Source organism: Pseudomonas sp. OE 28.3, assembly GCF_014268205.2.
GTDB lineage: Bacteria > Pseudomonadota > Gammaproteobacteria > Pseudomonadales > Pseudomonadaceae > Aquipseudomonas > Aquipseudomonas edaphica.
The window spans coordinates 4330399-4344450 of the sequence record NZ_CP077082.1 but is presented as its reverse complement, the minus strand read 5'-3'; the positions used below and the strand labels follow the sequence as shown (position 1 = coordinate 4344450).

Below are 14052 nucleotides of genomic sequence, written 5' to 3'. Positions count from 1 at the left end.
CACATCAACATGTGGGAGCTGGCTTGCCTGCGATAGCGGTCTCAGCGCTTTACAGCAGTGGGCCTGGAATGCTCTGCCCGCTTGCTCAACTGCTCAAACACTGCCGGGTACGCCGGCCGTTCCACATACCGCCCGGCACCGCGCTCGGCGCGCAAATCACCATCGGCCCATACCAGCTTGCCCTGGCTGATGGTGTGGCTCGGCACGCCGCGCACGGTCTTGCCTTCGAAGATGTTGAAGTCGACTTTCTGATGGTGGGTCTTGGCCGAAATCGTGCGCGTGCCCTCGGGGTCCCACAGCACCAGGTCTGCATCGGCACCCACGCGGATCGCGCCTTTGCGCGGGTAGAGATTGAAGATCTTCGCGGTGTTGGTCGACGTCAGCGCGACGAACTCCTGCATCGACAACCGCCCGGTGTTCACGCCCTCGTGCCACAGCAGTGCCATGCGGTCTTCGATACCGGCGGTGCCGTTGGGGATCTTGCTGAAGTCATCACGGCCGGCAGCTTTTTGCTCGGCGCAGAAGCAGCAGTGGTCGGTGGCGGTGGTGTGCAGGTTGCCGGACTGCAAGCCGTGCCAGAGTGCTTCCTGATGCCCTCGAGGGCGGAACGGCGGGCTCATCACATAGCCTGCGGCGGTTTGCCAGTCGGGGTGCTGGTACACGCTGTCATCCAGCAGCAAGTGCCCGGCGAGCACTTCGCCGTAGACCGGCTGGCCTTTGCCACGGGCGTAGGTGATTTCATCCAGTGCCTCCTGGGTCGACACATGCACCAGGTACAACGGCGTGCCGATGGTCTCGGCGATGCGAATGGCGCGGCTGGCGGCCTCACCTTCCACCTGGGACGGACGCGACAGTGGATGCGCTTCCGGCCCGGTAATGCCCTGGGCCATCAACTTGCGTTGCAGGTGATACACCAGCTCACCGTTCTCTGCGTGCACCGTCGGCACCGCGCCCAGTTCCAGGCAGCGTTCGAAGCTGGCGACCAAGGTGTCATCCGCCGCCATGATTGCGTTCTTGTAGGCCATGAAGTGCTTGAAGCTGTTGATGCCATGGTGGCTGACCAACTCGGCCATCTCCTCGCGCACCTGCTCGCTCCACCAGGTGATCGCCACGTGAAAACCGTAGTCGGAGGCGGATTTTTCCGCCCAGCCGCGCCACTGGTGAAAAGCCTCCATCAGCGATTGCTGCGGGTTGGGAATCACGAAGTCGATGATCGAGGTGGTGCCACCTGCCAGACCCGCCGCCGTGCCACTGAAAAAGTCTTCACTGGCCACAGTGCCCATGAAGGGCAGTTGCATGTGCGTATGCGGGTCGATGCCACCGGGCATCAAGTATTGGCCGCTGCCATCGAGTGTTTCAGTGCCGGCGGGCACCTCCAGATTAGTGCCAATAGCGCGAATTAGACCGCCTGCGCATAACACATCGGCGCGGTAACTTTCATCATGGGTAATAACGGTGGCGCCACGGATCAACAGCGACATGTCGAGTTCCTCACAGGCTTGACCGGCTTGTGCCAGTTCTAAGTGTTGTAATGCTGCTTGCCGATGCAGGGTTTAATCCTGTCATCGGTGACAGGAATAGAAACTAGCCCGAGTTTTTCGAATGGGCAAGAAGATTTTTTATAAGCATATATCGTTATTAATTTATTGATTTATAAGGATAAAAACTAAAAATCACCAAAATGTAGCGCCCCTTCACCATTTTGACGCACTTGACAGGTTCTTGAATTGAGCAACATTTCTTATTGCAAATCAGGCGCTTGAGACATGCCGCTTGACGGCGTGGGTAAATAAAAATAATTGTGTTGCACCAGATTGAGTCCTGACAGTTCGGGCAACTTTCGCGTTATTTAGCCTGAGTAAGGCGACAAGTACCCAGGGCACAATCGGAAAGCTGATAAACATCAGCGAGTTATATAAGCGGTGCGGGTTCAGATGCGGTTGTCGGCACGGATTTTGAGTGCAGTGGCGGCTGGCCGAGCCCGTGATGTCATGTTGTTTACGAGGTACTCCGGCCATCCGGCGCCACGCGCTGGATGAGCAACAATAATTTTAAAAAAAACCGTGGAGCGGCCATGCAACAGAACAGATCGCAAGTCATTGAACGCAACGGCCTGTATGAACTCGACGCCGGCCCCGACGTCCTCGACAGCCCGCGCTACAACCACGACATGGCACCGACCAAGGTGCATGAACGCACCTGGAACAAGTGGCACATCACTGCGCTGTGGGTCGGTATGTCGATCTGCGTGCCGACCTACACCCTGGGCGGGGTGCTCACCGCCTATTTCGGGCTGTCGGTGGGCGAGGCGCTGATCGCGATTTTGCTCGCCAACATCGTGGTGCTGATCCCGCTGACCCTTAACGCCTTCCCGGGTACCAAGTACGGCATTCCGTTTCCGGTGCTGTTGCGTTCGTCCTTCGGCATCCTCGGCTCCAACGTGCCGTGCCTGATTCGCGCGCTGGTGGCCTGTGGCTGGTTTGGCATCCAGACGATGTTCGGCGGGCTGGCGATTCACCTGTTCCTGGGCTCGATTTTCGAAGGTTGGAAGTCCCTTGGTGGCACCGGTGAAGTGATCGGCTTCATGATTTTCTGGACCCTGAACCTGTGGGTGGTGCTGCGCGGCGCCGAGTCGATCAAGCGCCTGGAAACCTTGTCGGCGCCGCTGCTGGTGACGGTGGGAATAGGCTTGCTGGTGTGGGCGATGCCGAATGTGTCGCTGAGTGAACTGATGGCGATTCCACCCAAGCGCCCCGAAGGCGCAAGCCTCACCGGTTACTTCATGGCCGGGCTGACAGCCATGGTCGGCTTCTGGGCCACCTTGTCGCTGAACATTCCCGACTTCAGCCGCTACGCCAACAGCCAGAAGGACCAGATTCTCGGGCAGATTTTCGGCCTGCCGCTGACCATGTTCCTGTTCGCTGCCCTTGGCGTGATCATGACGGCTGCCTCGGTGAAACTGGTGGGTGTGAGCGTTTCCGACCCCGTCACCTTGATCGGGCATATCCAGAGTCCGGTGTGGGTCGCCATCGCCATGGCGCTGATCATCATCGCCACCTTGTCCACCAACACCGCCGCGAACATCGTCTCGCCCACCAACGACTTCCAGAACATCGCGCCCAAGCTGATCAACCGCACCACGGCGGTGATCCTCACCGGCCTGGTCGGGCTGGCATTGATGGCCCACGAACTGCTGAAAAAACTCGGGCTGATTGTCTCGGATGTGAGCCTGGAAACCGTGTATTCCAACTGGTTGCTGGGCTATTCCAGCCTGCTCGGCCCGATTGCCGGGATTATGGTGGTGGACTATTTCATTACGCGCAAACAGCAACTGGACCTGGCCGGTTTGTACCGCGACGACGTGTACCCGGCATGGAACTGGAGCGGCTTTGTGGCCTTCGGCGTGCCGGTGGTGCTGACCTTGCTGTCGCTGGGCAGTGATGCGTTCAGTTGGTTTTACAGCTACGGCTGGTTCACCGGCTCGGCGTTGGGTGGGGTGCTGTATTACGGCCTGAATGCCAAGCGTGGCATCAGACCGGTCGCCGCCAAATCACCTGTGTAAATACAGCTAATGTGGGAGCTGGCTTGTCGAGTCGTCGCACCGCTGCGATTGCATCACCACGGTTCGGCGGGAATACCGAGTCGCCTGTATCGCAGGCAAGCCAGCTCCCACACAAGCCAGCTCCCACACAAGCTCGGTTCACATTGGATCGAGTTAAATCATAAGAAACACAGCCTGAGGAGATCCCCATGAACGCTGCCCTGGACGTTCTGCAATCGACCCATCAGCACATCAACCGCGACCGCCTGTGGCAGTCGCTGATGGACCTGGCCAAACTTGGCGCCACGCCCAAGGGCGGTGTTTGTCGCCTGGCCCTTACCGATCTCGACCGCAAGGCCCGCGACCTGTTTGTGCAGTGGTGTGAAGACGCGGGTTGCACCGTGACCGTCGATGGCATCGGCAATATTTTCGCCCGGCGCCCAGGCCGCAATCCCAACCTTCCACCGGTGATGACCGGCAGCCATATCGACACCCAGCCTACGGGCGGCAAGTTCGACGGCTGCTTCGGCGTGCTGGCGGGCGTGGAAGTGCTGCGCACCCTCAATGACCTCAAGATCGAAACCGAAGCGCCGCTGGAAGTGGTGGTGTGGACCAACGAAGAAGGCTCACGCTTCCCGCCGTGCATGATGGGCTCGGGCGTGTTTGCCGAGAAATTCACTTTGGCCGATACCTTGGCCAAGGTTGATGTGGATGGCGTCAGCGTGGGCGATGCGTTGAATGCGATTGGCTATGCGGGCACGCGTGCTGTCAGTGGACACAAGGTGGGCGCGTATTTCGAAGCGCATATCGAGCAAGGCCCGATTCTGGAGGACGAGAAGAAAACCATCGGCGTGGTGCTGGGGGCATTGGGGCAGAAGTGGTTCGACCTGAAACTGCGCGGTGTTGAGGCGCATGCAGGGCCGACGCCGATGCACCTGCGCAAGGATGCGCTTGTGGGCGCGGCCGCCGTGGTGGCGGCGGTGAATGCCGCGGCGTTGGGGCATCAACCCCATGCGTGCGGCACTGTCGGTTGCCTGCAAGCCTACCCAGGCTCACGCAACGTGATCCCCGGTGAAGTGCGCATGACCCTGGACTTCCGCCACCTGGAACCGGCGCGGCTGGATTCGATGATTGCGCAGGTGCGCAAGGTGATCGATGAGACCTGTGCCAAGCATGGGCTGACGTTCGAGCTGGAACCCACTGCTGACTTCCCGCCGTTGTACTTCGACAAAGGCTGCGTGGACGCGGTGCGCGATGCGGCGAACGGGTTGGGCTTGTCGAACATGGATATCGTCAGCGGGGCAGGGCACGACGCGATCTTTGTCGCTGAGCTGGGCCCGGCGGGGATGATCTTCGTGCCATGTGAAGGAGGTATCAGCCATAACGAAATCGAGAATGCCGCGCCGGATGATTTGGCGGCAGGGTGTGCCGTCTTGCTGCGGGCGATGCTGGCCGCGTCGGCGGCGATTGCCAGTGGGAAGCTTGCTGCCTGATAGGGGGCTATCGCAGTACAGGTATCTAAGCAACTTCTGTTGAATACAAAGTCTGTGGCAAGCGGGCTGTTGTGGCAGCTTTAAAAAGGTGGGTAGATACCTATGCTCATCGCAGGCAAGCCAGCTCCCACCTTTAGTCCCAGCTGTGCTTTGCAGATCGTTCCCACGCTCTGCGTGGGAATGCCGCTCTGGACGCTCTGCGTCCACCCTTAAAGTCGTGACGCGGAGCGTCACCGGCTGCATGCCCACGCGGAGCGTGGGGACGATCTACAGGGAGTCTCTAAGCAACTTCTGTTGAATACAAAGTCTGTGGCAAGCGGGCTGTTGTGGCGAGCAGGCTTGCCCTGCGTTGGGCTGCGCAGCAGCCCCAAAAAACAGACGCAGAGTTGCAGATCGTTCCCACGCTCTGCGTGGGAATGCCGCTCTGGACGCTCTGCGTCCGCCCTTAAAGTCGTGACGCGGAGCGTCACCGGCTGCATGCCCACGCGGAGCGTGGGGACGATCTACAGGGGAGTGTCAGGCGCCGGGTTGCCAGCCACCGCCGAGGGCCGTGACTAACCCTACACTCGCCTGCAATTGCCGCGTTTGCACCGCCTGCAAGGTCCGCTGCGCCTGCAACGCTGCCGTTTGCGCGGTCACCACATCCAGATAGCTCACGGCCCCGGCCTGATAGCTGTTCATCGCCAATGCCTGCGTATGCTGCGCCGCATCCGCTGCCGCTTGCTCATCCTGGGCTTCCTGCTGCAGGTCCCGCAATTGCGCCAGGTTATCTTCCACCTCACGCACCGCTTTGAGCACATGGCTACGGTACTGCGCCGACGCCTCTTCAAACTCGGCCTTGGCCTGCCGTTCATTGGCGCTCAGCCGCCCACCATCAAAGATCGGCAGATTCACCAACGGCCCCAGCGCCCAGTAGCGGTTGCCGGCAGACAGCAGGTTGCCAACCCCTTGGGTCTGCCCACCGATTAACCCGGTGAGACTGAAATCCGGATACCACGCCGCCTTGGCCACGCCAATATTGGCATTGGCCGCGAACACCCGCCGTTCCGCCGCCGCAATGTCCGGACGACGTTGCAGCAGGTGGCTCGGCAGTTGCGATGGGATGCCCGGCAGGGCAATCAATTGCCGGCTTGGCGGCAACGTGAAGTTGCTGGCTGCCACACCCACCAATTCACCAATGGCGTGCTCGGTAAGGTTGCGTTGCCCGCGCACTTCATCCAGCTGGGCTTTGGCTTCGGCCAGTTGGTTTTGCGCACGGGTCAGGTCGAGTTCGGAAGCAATCTGGCCTTCGTATCGGCTGCGGGTCAGTTGCAGCGCCTGGCTGAAATCCTCCAGCGAGCTATTGAGGATCCGACTCTGTGCATCCAGCCCATTGAGCTGCACATACAGGGTCGCCAATTGATGCTGCAGGCTCAGGCGCGCCACTGCCAGGTCATCCCCGGAGGCTTGTGCCTGCGCATCGCCCGCTGCGACCTGGTTGCGGATCTTGCCCCACAGGTCCAGGTCGTAGCTCAGCGAAAACGCTGCGGTATTGCTGTTGTACACCGATGGCTGCGTATCGCCACGCAGCGGCCGCGAATCCGATTGCCGCTGGCGCAATGGCTGCGCGCTGGCGGTGATTTGCGGGAACAGCCCGGCATGCAATTGGCTGGCATACGCCTGGGACGCATCAAAGTGCGCCAGTGCCGCCGCCAGGTCCGGGTTGGCCTTGAGCAGTTGCTGTTGCAGGTCATTGAGGTGCGAATCGTTGTAGAGCTTCCACCATTCGGGTGCCAGTTGGTCGGACGGTTGTGCGCTGTGCCACGGGCCATCGCTGGTCTGTTCGCGGTAGCCGGCCGGCAGGTCAACGGCGGGCACCTTGTAGGTGGGCGCCATCGAGCAACCCTGCAAGGCCAATAGTACCAACGCCGCTAGGGGGTTAAACCTTGCGCGCATGCGCACCTCCGGCTTGGGCAAGCTCTACCGGGTCGCCTTCGCGCAGGGCGTCGGGCGGGTTGTCGACCACGCGGTCGGCGGGTTTGAGGCCTTGGTCGATCACCAGGCGCTCGCCCAGGTCCAGGCCGATGTGGATGTCTTGCAGGTGCACATGGTTCTGCGCGTCCAGCACCGCCACTTGGGTGCCTTGGGCGCGGAAGATCAAGGCGCTGGCCGGGATGCTCACGCCGTGGGTGTCGGCCGGGATTGGCAGCGTGGTTTCGGCGTAGTCACCGGGCAGCAACTCGCCGTTGGGGTTGTCGGCGACGAACTGCGCAAGCAGGGTGCCGGAACGGCGGTCGATGGCGGTGGAGTCGCCGATCAGGCGCGCCTTGAAGTGCTCGCCAGGGTGCTCGGGTACGGTCAGCTCGGCCTCAAGCCCAGGGTGGATCACCGACGCGTAGTTCTGCGGCACCGGCACATACAGACGCAGTTGGTGAGTGTCGGCGATGTTGAACAGTTCCGGGTCGCTGTCGGTGTCGGCCTTGATCAACTGGCCGATATCGGTGTTGCGCGCGGTGATGGTGCCGGCGAACGGAGCGCGGATGGTCTTGTAGCTTTCCAGCGCCGACAGCCGCGCATAGTCGGCAGCGGCGGCCTCGGCGTTGGCTTTGGCGGCAGCGGCGTTGGAGGTTTTTTCATCCGCCTCCTGACGCGACACCGAATGGCTGGCGAGCAGGTTCTGCCAGCGTGTGGCGGTGGTTGCGGCCAGGCGTGCGTTGGCCTGTTCCTGGAGCAGGCGCGCGTGGGTTTGCGCCAGTTGCTGGTCGAGGTCCGGGCTGTCGATTTCAGCGAGGATTTGCCCGGCTTTGACCTGGCTGCCGATGTCGACTTTCCAGTCCTTCAAGTAACCGCTCACCCGCGCATGGATCGGCGCCTTGCTCCAGGCGTCGAGGTGCGCGGGCAGGCGCAGGGTATCGCCGGCCGCGTTCTGCTTGGGCTGGAACACCATCACCTGAGGGATGGCGGCGGTTTCGGTCCAGGCCGTAACCGCCTCTTCGTGGGTGGTGCGGGCGTGCAGGCCGTTGGCGACCAACAGGGCGGCCAAGGTGAGGCCGCCGACACCCAGGAGCATCAGACGCTTGCGCGAGGGTTTGTGATCAGACGACATGTGAAGTTTCTCCAGCAACTGCGCGAGTAGGGTGACGACCGTGGACCAGGCTGAAGACCACGGGTACAAACAACAAAGTGGCGATGGTGGCGAAGATCAAGCCACCGATAACGGCGCGACCGAGCGGGGCGTTCTGCTCCTCGGAAATCGCCAGCGGCAACATGCCGATGATCATCGCCAGGGCGGTCATGCACACCGGGCGGAAGCGCGTGTAACCGGCTTCCATGGCCGCCTTCAGCGCGTCGCCATGTTCGGCCAGGCGTTCACGGCAGAAGCTCACCACAAGGATTGAGTTGGCGGTGGCCACGCCCATACAGAGGATGGCGCCGGTGAGTGCCGGCACCGACAGCGAGGTGCCGCTGAGGAACAGCATCCACACAATCCCCGCCAGTGCCGCCGGCAGTGCAGTGATGATCACAAACGGGTCAGCCCACGACTGGAAGTTGACCACGATCAGCAGGTAGATCAGCACCACGGCGCCGAGCAAGCCGAAGCTCAACCCGCTGAACGCTTCATGCAGCGCATCGATCTGCCCGTGCAGGCTGATCACCGCGCCTTTGGGGCGCATGGAGGCGGTGTCATCCAGCACTTTTTGCACGTCACGGGCCACGCCGCCGAGGTCGCGGCCTTGCACGTTGGCGTACAGGTCCAGGGTCGGCTCGATGTTGTAGTGGGTCACCACCGCCGGGCTTTGCACGCGAGAGATGCTCGCCACGCCGCCGAGGATTTGCGATTGCCCATCGGCACCGGTCACCGGCAAGGCTTCCAGTGACGGCAAGCTGTCGAGGCGGTATTGCGGGGTGGCGGCGACGATGGAGTACGACACGCCGTTGGCCGGGTTAAGCCAGAACGTCGGCGCCACCTGTGAGCTGCCGGCGAGCGAGGCAACCATGCTGTTGGTCACGTCACGCTCGGTGATGCCCAGGCCATTGGCACGCATACGGTCGACGTTCACTTGCAACGACGGGTAGCCGGTGGACTGCTGGATGCGCAGGTCGGCAATGCCCGGAATATGTTGCAGGCGGCGCTCCAGTTCGATGGCGTAGGCGCGGTTTTCCGCATCGCTGCGCCCGGAGATTTTCACGTCCAGCGGCGCCGGGGCACCGAAGTTGAGAATCTGGCTGCTGATGTCGGCAGGGAGGAACGCAAAGTGGCTGCCGGGGAAGCTTTGCGGCAAGGCTTCACGCAGTTTTTTCACGTAGTCGGCGGTCGGCGCGTGGTCCTTTTTCAAGCTGACCTGGATGTCGCCGTCCTGCGGGCCGATGGTGCCGCTGCTGCTGTAGGCCATGTCGATGCCGCTGAGCGGGATGCCGATGTTGTCGACGATGGTGTCGAGTTGCTCGGCCGGGATCACTTCGCGAATCCGCGCTTCAATGCGGTCGAACGCCGCCGCGCTTTCTTCAATACGCGTACCCAATGGCAGGCGCACATGCAGGGCAAGCGCTCCGGCGTCGGTGGCCGGGAAGAAGTCCTGGCCCAGGCTCGGCAACAGCAGGAACGAGGCCAGCACGCAGGCCAGGAAACCGACGATAAAGCGCTTGCGTGCGCCCAGCGCCAGGGTCAGCAGGCCGTGGTAGGTGTCACGGATATTCGAGAAATGGCGTTCGAAACCCTGCTGGAAGTTCAGCACCGATTGCAGCACACGGTTGCGCGGTTTCTTGTGCTGTTCACCTTCGTGATGGTTGATGAACTCATCTTCTGGGTGATGCCCAGGCCCTTGCTCCGGCGCGTGCGGCTTGAGCAGAAACATCGCCAGGGTCGGCACCAGGGTCCGCGAAAGAATGAACGAGCTGGCCATGGCGAAAATCACCGCCAGCGCCATCGGCCGGAACAGGTAACCGGCGATGCCTTGCAGCAGGAACATCGGCACAAACACGATGCAGATACACAGCAGCGACACAAACGCCGGGCCGACGATCTGCGCGGCGCCGTCGAGGATCGCGGTCTTCACCGCCTTGCCTTGTTCCAGGTGCCAGTTGATGTTTTCGATGGTCACCGTGGCGTCATCCACCAGAATCCCCACCGCCAACGCGAGCCCGCCGAGGGTCATCACGTTGAGGGTTTGCCCGGTGGCCGCCAGCAATGCAATGGCCGACAACACCGCCAACGGAATCGAAGCGGCGATGATCAAGGTGGAACGCCAGCTGCCAAGGAACAGCAGGATCATCGCACTGGTCAGCAGCGCCGCGATGATGCCTTCCTGGGCCACGCTGCCCACCGATTGTTTGACGAACACCGAGGCGTCGCCCAGCAGTGAGGTCTTCAGCGACGGTGGCAGGGTTTCGTTGATGCGCGGCAGCATCTGGCGGATGCCGTCGATGATCGACAGAGTAGAGATACTGCCGTTTTTCAACGCTGGCATCAGCACCGCGCGATGGCCGTCGACGCGCACGATGTTGGTCTGCGGCGGCGAGCCGTCACGCACGTGGGCCACTTGGCCGATGGTGATGATTGCGCCGTCGACCGTCTTGATCGGCAGGTCGTTGAGCTCATCAATCGCCTTGGGGCTGTTGTTGAGCAGGATCGTGTATTCGTTGGGGCCGAGTTTGGCGGTACCCACTGGAATGATCTGGTTTTGCAGCGCCAGGGCGTTGCCCACGTCCTGTGCCGACAAGCCTTTGGCGGCCAGCGCCTGCGGGTCGAGGTCGAGGGTGATCTGGCGTTGCTTGCCACCCATTGGCGTGGGCATGGCCAGGCCGGGCAGGGCGCTCAAGGGCAGGCGGATATTGTTCTGTACCAGGTCGCGGATCTTGGCTTCCGAGAGGCTGGGGCTGGAAAACGCCAGTTGCAGGATCGGCACCGTGGAGGCGCTGTAGTTGAGGATCAGCGGCGGCGTGATGCCCGGTGGCATCTGCTTGAGCACGGTCTGTGACACGGCCGTGACTTGGGCGTTGGCGGTGCGGATATCCACACCCGGTTGGAAGAAGATTTTGACGATGCCCATGCCGGGCAGCGATTGCGATTCGATGTGTTCGATGTCGTTGACAGTGGTGCTCAAGGAGCGTTCGTAGGTGTAGATCACCCGACCGGCCATGGCGTCCGGCGACAGGCCGTTGTACTGCCAAACCACAGCGACGACGGGGATGCCGATATCGGGAAAAACATCCGTGGGGGTTCGCAGGGCCGCCATCGGCCCGATGATGCAGATGAATATGGCCAACACGATAAACGTGTAGGGCTTTTGCAGTGCGGTCTTTACCAGCCCGAGCATGCGTGAACCTCCGAGGGAGCAGGATTGCAAACCCCGGCAGTCTTGCCCGACCCACCTAACACGTACCTTTCAGCCAGGTGAAGGAACATTTAGTTAACGGCTGAAGATCGTTTCATATGTATTCATTTGTTCTACATAGGGCAGCTCTCCAAGCTTGTAACCCATCGGCGGCGATACATTTGAATCGCCTTCAACGTTTTTACTGATGCCCTTTGGAGCCCTGCCATGTCATTCAAACCTCTGTTGTTGATCCCCGCGCTTGGTGTTGTTTTGTTGTTGTCAGCCTGCGCCGGCCCCATCCCTAAAGCTGACCCGAGCGAGGCATGGATTGGTCTGAAGGAAGAAGCGCCAAATGACCTGATGGCCGAGCGCGTCGACGGCCACCGCGTGGATGACGGTCGCTATTTTGAAGTGACGCCGGGGGGCCATCGTTTGGATGTGACACTGTTTGAAGAAGAGCCGGGCGACGACAACCAGCAAGACTGCCAGGGCCGGGTCGAGTACAAGAACTTCAAGGCGGGTGAGCACTACACGCTGGTGGAATCCAGCCTGGGCACTACCGTGCGTGCCGTGCTCAAGGACGGTCGCGGCAAGGAAGTGGCCGCGACTCAAGACTTCAGTTGCATGCCTGGCTAGGCGTGATGCACCGCGGCCTTGTGCGGCTTGGCGGGTGCAGCCGGTGTGACATGGGGGTGGTGATGCCGACGCGTTACGCGCATCACGCCCCACAGCATGGCGGCGGCTACTGACAGCCAACCGCAGACCAACAGGAAAATCGTTGTTGCAAGGCTCATTCTGGCCTCCTTTCGCCCCGCTGGGGGCACACACAGTCTTCTCAATGGACAGTCTAGCCAGCTGACGGTTGCGTGCTATTGACCAATGGTCGAATCGGTCCAACTTGTTGGCTATATCAGCAGCCTGTCGCTACTCCCTAAACGCGATTGGGCTATGATCTGGGCCCTTACCGGCCGTTGATCAAGAGAGTAAAAAATTGCGCTTACGCTCGAACGTTAAAACCTCCTTGCTGCTGGCGTGCGCCCTCGGGCTGGCGGCGTGTTCCGGGCACCCGTCGAAACTGGCGGGGTTGCCGGAGCGCGTTGAACTCACGGGTGTGCCGGCGTATCGCAGCGAGGCCTATCAGAGCGGTCCTTCAGCTTTAGCCAGCATGCTGTCGCAACAAGGCATTGTCATGACACCCGGCTTGCTGGACAAACCGCTGCACTTACCGGGTGGCGAGGCGAACCTTGAGCGCAATATGCAGGTGCTGGCGCGTGAATACGGGCTGATGGTGTACCCGCTGGACAGCCAGCTGACGGCCGTGCTGGCGCAAGTGGCGGCGGGTTACCCGGTGATGGCGCGGATCAACCCGAGCATGTGGTCGGGCACGCGTTATGTCGTGGTGGTGGGGTTCAATCAGCAGAAAAGCACCGTGCTGCTGCGCTCGGGCATGGACCGACGGCTGTTGATGAGCTTCAGTAATTTTGAGTCGGCGTGGAAGAGCGCGGGGCACTGGGCGATTTTGACCCAGCGCCCGAGCCAGTTGCCGGCGAATGTGGATGTGCAGCGCTGGCGCGATTCTGCCAATGCCACGGCGCAGGCCGGGCAGGAGCAGGCGGCTGCGCAGGCGCTCAAGGTATTGGCGGAAAGAAAGTAAAAACGCTGAAGGCTATAGCCTGTGGGAGCTGGCTTGCCTGCGATGCAGGCAACTCGGTTTATCTGTTGCACCGCGTTGATGCTATCGCAGGCAAGCCAGCTCCCACATTATTCAGCGGCGTACTTCAGCGGCGTTCGGGCGATTCTTCAGGTTCTTGTCGGCCTTGTAGCGCAAGGCCACGTCCGGCACCGAACCGCCGCGCCCCGTTTCGACCCAGTTGCGGATACGCGTGGCATCGGCAAAGTGGGTGAACTTGCCGAACGCATCAAGGATCACCAGCGACACCGGGCGGTTGCCCATGCTGGTCACCAGCACCAGGCAGTGGCCGGCCTGGTTGGTGAAGCCGGTCTTGGTCAGCTTGATATCCCAGTTGGCGCGGTTGATCAGGTGATCGGTGTTGGAGAAGCCCAAGGTGTAGTTGGGCTTGCGGAACGCCACGGTCTTTTCCTTGGTGGTGCTCAGTTGGCTCAGCATCGGGTATTTACGCGCGGCGGCCAGCAGCTTGCTCAGGTCGCGGGCGGTGGACACGTTGTGAATCGACAGGCCGGTGGGCTCCACGTAGTGCGTGCTGGTCATGCCCAGTGCCTTGGCCTTGGCGTTCATCGCTGCAATAAACGCCGGGTAGCCGCCCGGGTAGTGGTGGGCCAGGCTGGCGGCGGCGCGGTTTTCCGAGGACATCAGGGCGATCAGCAGCATTTCCTTGCGCGGCATTTCGCTGCCGATTTTCACCCGGGAGAACACGCCTTTCATTTCTGGCGTGTCCTTGATGTTGATGTCGATGTACTCATCCATGTTCTGTTTGGCTTCGAGCACGATCAGGCCGGTCATCAGCTTGCTGACGGAGGCAATTGGCACCACCACGTCGGGGTTGCTGGAATAGATGACTTTGTTGGTCTGCAGGTCGACCAGGATGGCGCTGCCGGAAGCAATCTGCAGTTTTGAAGTATCACGCGGGGCGAGGGTGGTTTCGCTGGCGTGCGCGAAGGTGCCTGTAAATGCAAAAAATAGGCTGACAAGAGAGAGACGAATTTTCACGCGGGTGAACTCGCTAAAAAAGTAAGGAAAATG

At 61.2% G+C, this 14052-nt stretch carries 10 protein-coding genes; 4 read left to right on the top strand and 6 right to left on the bottom strand.

Going from position 1 to position 14052, the window contains the following annotated elements; translation table 11 throughout:
• Window positions 1-41: 41 nt before the first annotated feature.
• A complete protein-coding gene (gene hydA / locus HU759_RS19405) occupies window positions 42-1481 on the bottom strand; it encodes a dihydropyrimidinase (protein WP_170040748.1) in 1440 nt (479 codons plus the stop codon).
• 593 nt (window positions 1482-2074) lie between these two features.
• Here hydA and HU759_RS19400 point away from each other — a divergent pair.
• Together HU759_RS19400 and HU759_RS19395 are read left to right on the top strand one after the other, a co-directional pair.
• A complete protein-coding gene (locus HU759_RS19400; protein ID WP_186618086.1) occupies window positions 2075-3562 on the top strand; it encodes an NCS1 family nucleobase:cation symporter-1 in 1488 nt (495 codons plus the stop codon).
• 188 nt (window positions 3563-3750) lie between these two features.
• Window positions 3751-5034: a Zn-dependent hydrolase gene (locus HU759_RS19395; RefSeq protein ID WP_170040750.1), complete on the top strand. Its 1284-nt coding sequence runs from the start codon at window positions 3751-3753 to the stop codon at window positions 5032-5034.
• A 516-nt stretch (window positions 5035-5550) separates the two neighbouring features.
• On the opposite strand, the gene HU759_RS19390 is transcribed toward HU759_RS19395, so the two are convergent.
• Genes HU759_RS19390 through HU759_RS19380 form a run of 3 tightly spaced genes read right to left on the bottom strand, consistent with a single transcriptional unit; the run spans window position 5551 to window position 11330 of the window.
• On the bottom strand, window positions 5551-6969 hold the full coding sequence (locus HU759_RS19390) for an efflux transporter outer membrane subunit (RefSeq protein ID WP_170040751.1): 1419 nt from the start codon (window positions 6967-6969) through the stop codon (window positions 5551-5553).
• A complete protein-coding gene (locus HU759_RS19385) occupies window positions 6953-8119 on the bottom strand; it encodes an efflux RND transporter periplasmic adaptor subunit (RefSeq protein WP_170040752.1) in 1167 nt (388 codons plus the stop codon). The genes HU759_RS19390 and HU759_RS19385 overlap by 17 nt, the downstream gene beginning before the upstream one ends.
• Window positions 8109-11330 carry an efflux RND transporter permease subunit gene (locus HU759_RS19380; protein WP_170040753.1) on the bottom strand — a complete coding sequence of 1074 codons (3222 nt, stop codon included), beginning with the start codon at window positions 11328-11330 and terminating at the stop codon, window positions 8109-8111. Before HU759_RS19380 ends, HU759_RS19385 begins: the two co-directional genes overlap by 11 nt.
• A 225-nt stretch (window positions 11331-11555) precedes the next feature.
• On the opposite strand from HU759_RS19380, the gene HU759_RS19375 reads away from it, so the two are divergent.
• Window positions 11556-11966 (top strand): hypothetical protein, encoded by a 411-nt coding sequence (locus tag HU759_RS19375; protein WP_017136457.1) that lies wholly within the window; start codon window positions 11556-11558, stop codon window positions 11964-11966.
• On the opposite strand, the gene HU759_RS19370 is transcribed toward HU759_RS19375, so the two are convergent.
• Window positions 11963-12124, bottom strand: coding sequence for a hypothetical protein (locus tag HU759_RS19370; protein WP_017136458.1), 162 nt, complete (start codon window positions 12122-12124; stop codon window positions 11963-11965). The two genes, HU759_RS19375 and HU759_RS19370, sit on opposite strands and share 4 nt — an antisense overlap.
• 197 nt (window positions 12125-12321) lie before the next feature.
• Between HU759_RS19370 and HU759_RS19365 the strand changes: the two genes are divergently transcribed.
• Window positions 12322-12984, top strand: coding sequence for a peptidase C39 family protein (locus tag HU759_RS19365; RefSeq protein ID WP_017136459.1), 663 nt, complete (start codon window positions 12322-12324; stop codon window positions 12982-12984).
• Between the two features lie 111 nt (window positions 12985-13095).
• Here the strand turns inward: HU759_RS19365 and pbpG are convergent, their stop codons facing one another.
• Window positions 13096-14019 carry a D-alanyl-D-alanine endopeptidase gene (pbpG, locus tag HU759_RS19360; protein ID WP_017136460.1) on the bottom strand — a complete coding sequence of 308 codons (924 nt, stop codon included), beginning with the start codon at window positions 14017-14019 and terminating at the stop codon, window positions 13096-13098.
• Window positions 14020-14052 lie beyond the last annotated feature (33 nt).

Bases quoted from the DNA above. Each gene is read 5' to 3' on its own strand.
- HU759_RS19400 (WP_186618086.1), top strand. From the start codon at position 2,075: ATGCAACAGAACAGATCGCAAGTCATTGAACGCAACGGCCTGTATGAA.
- HU759_RS19380 (WP_170040753.1), bottom strand. From the start codon at position 11,330: ATGCTCGGGCTGGTAAAGACCGCACTGCAAAAGCCCTACACGTTTATC.
- hydA (WP_170040748.1), bottom strand. From the start codon at position 1,481: ATGTCGCTGTTGATCCGTGGCGCCACCGTTATTACCCATGATGAAAGT.
- HU759_RS19395 (WP_170040750.1), top strand. From the start codon at position 3,751: ATGAACGCTGCCCTGGACGTTCTGCAATCGACCCATCAGCACATCAAC.
- HU759_RS19390 (WP_170040751.1), bottom strand. From the start codon at position 6,969: ATGCGCGCAAGGTTTAACCCCCTAGCGGCGTTGGTACTATTGGCCTTG.
- HU759_RS19375 (WP_017136457.1), top strand. From the start codon at position 11,556: ATGTCATTCAAACCTCTGTTGTTGATCCCCGCGCTTGGTGTTGTTTTG.
- HU759_RS19385 (WP_170040752.1), bottom strand. From the start codon at position 8,119: ATGTCGTCTGATCACAAACCCTCGCGCAAGCGTCTGATGCTCCTGGGT.
- HU759_RS19370 (WP_017136458.1), bottom strand. From the start codon at position 12,124: ATGAGCCTTGCAACAACGATTTTCCTGTTGGTCTGCGGTTGGCTGTCA.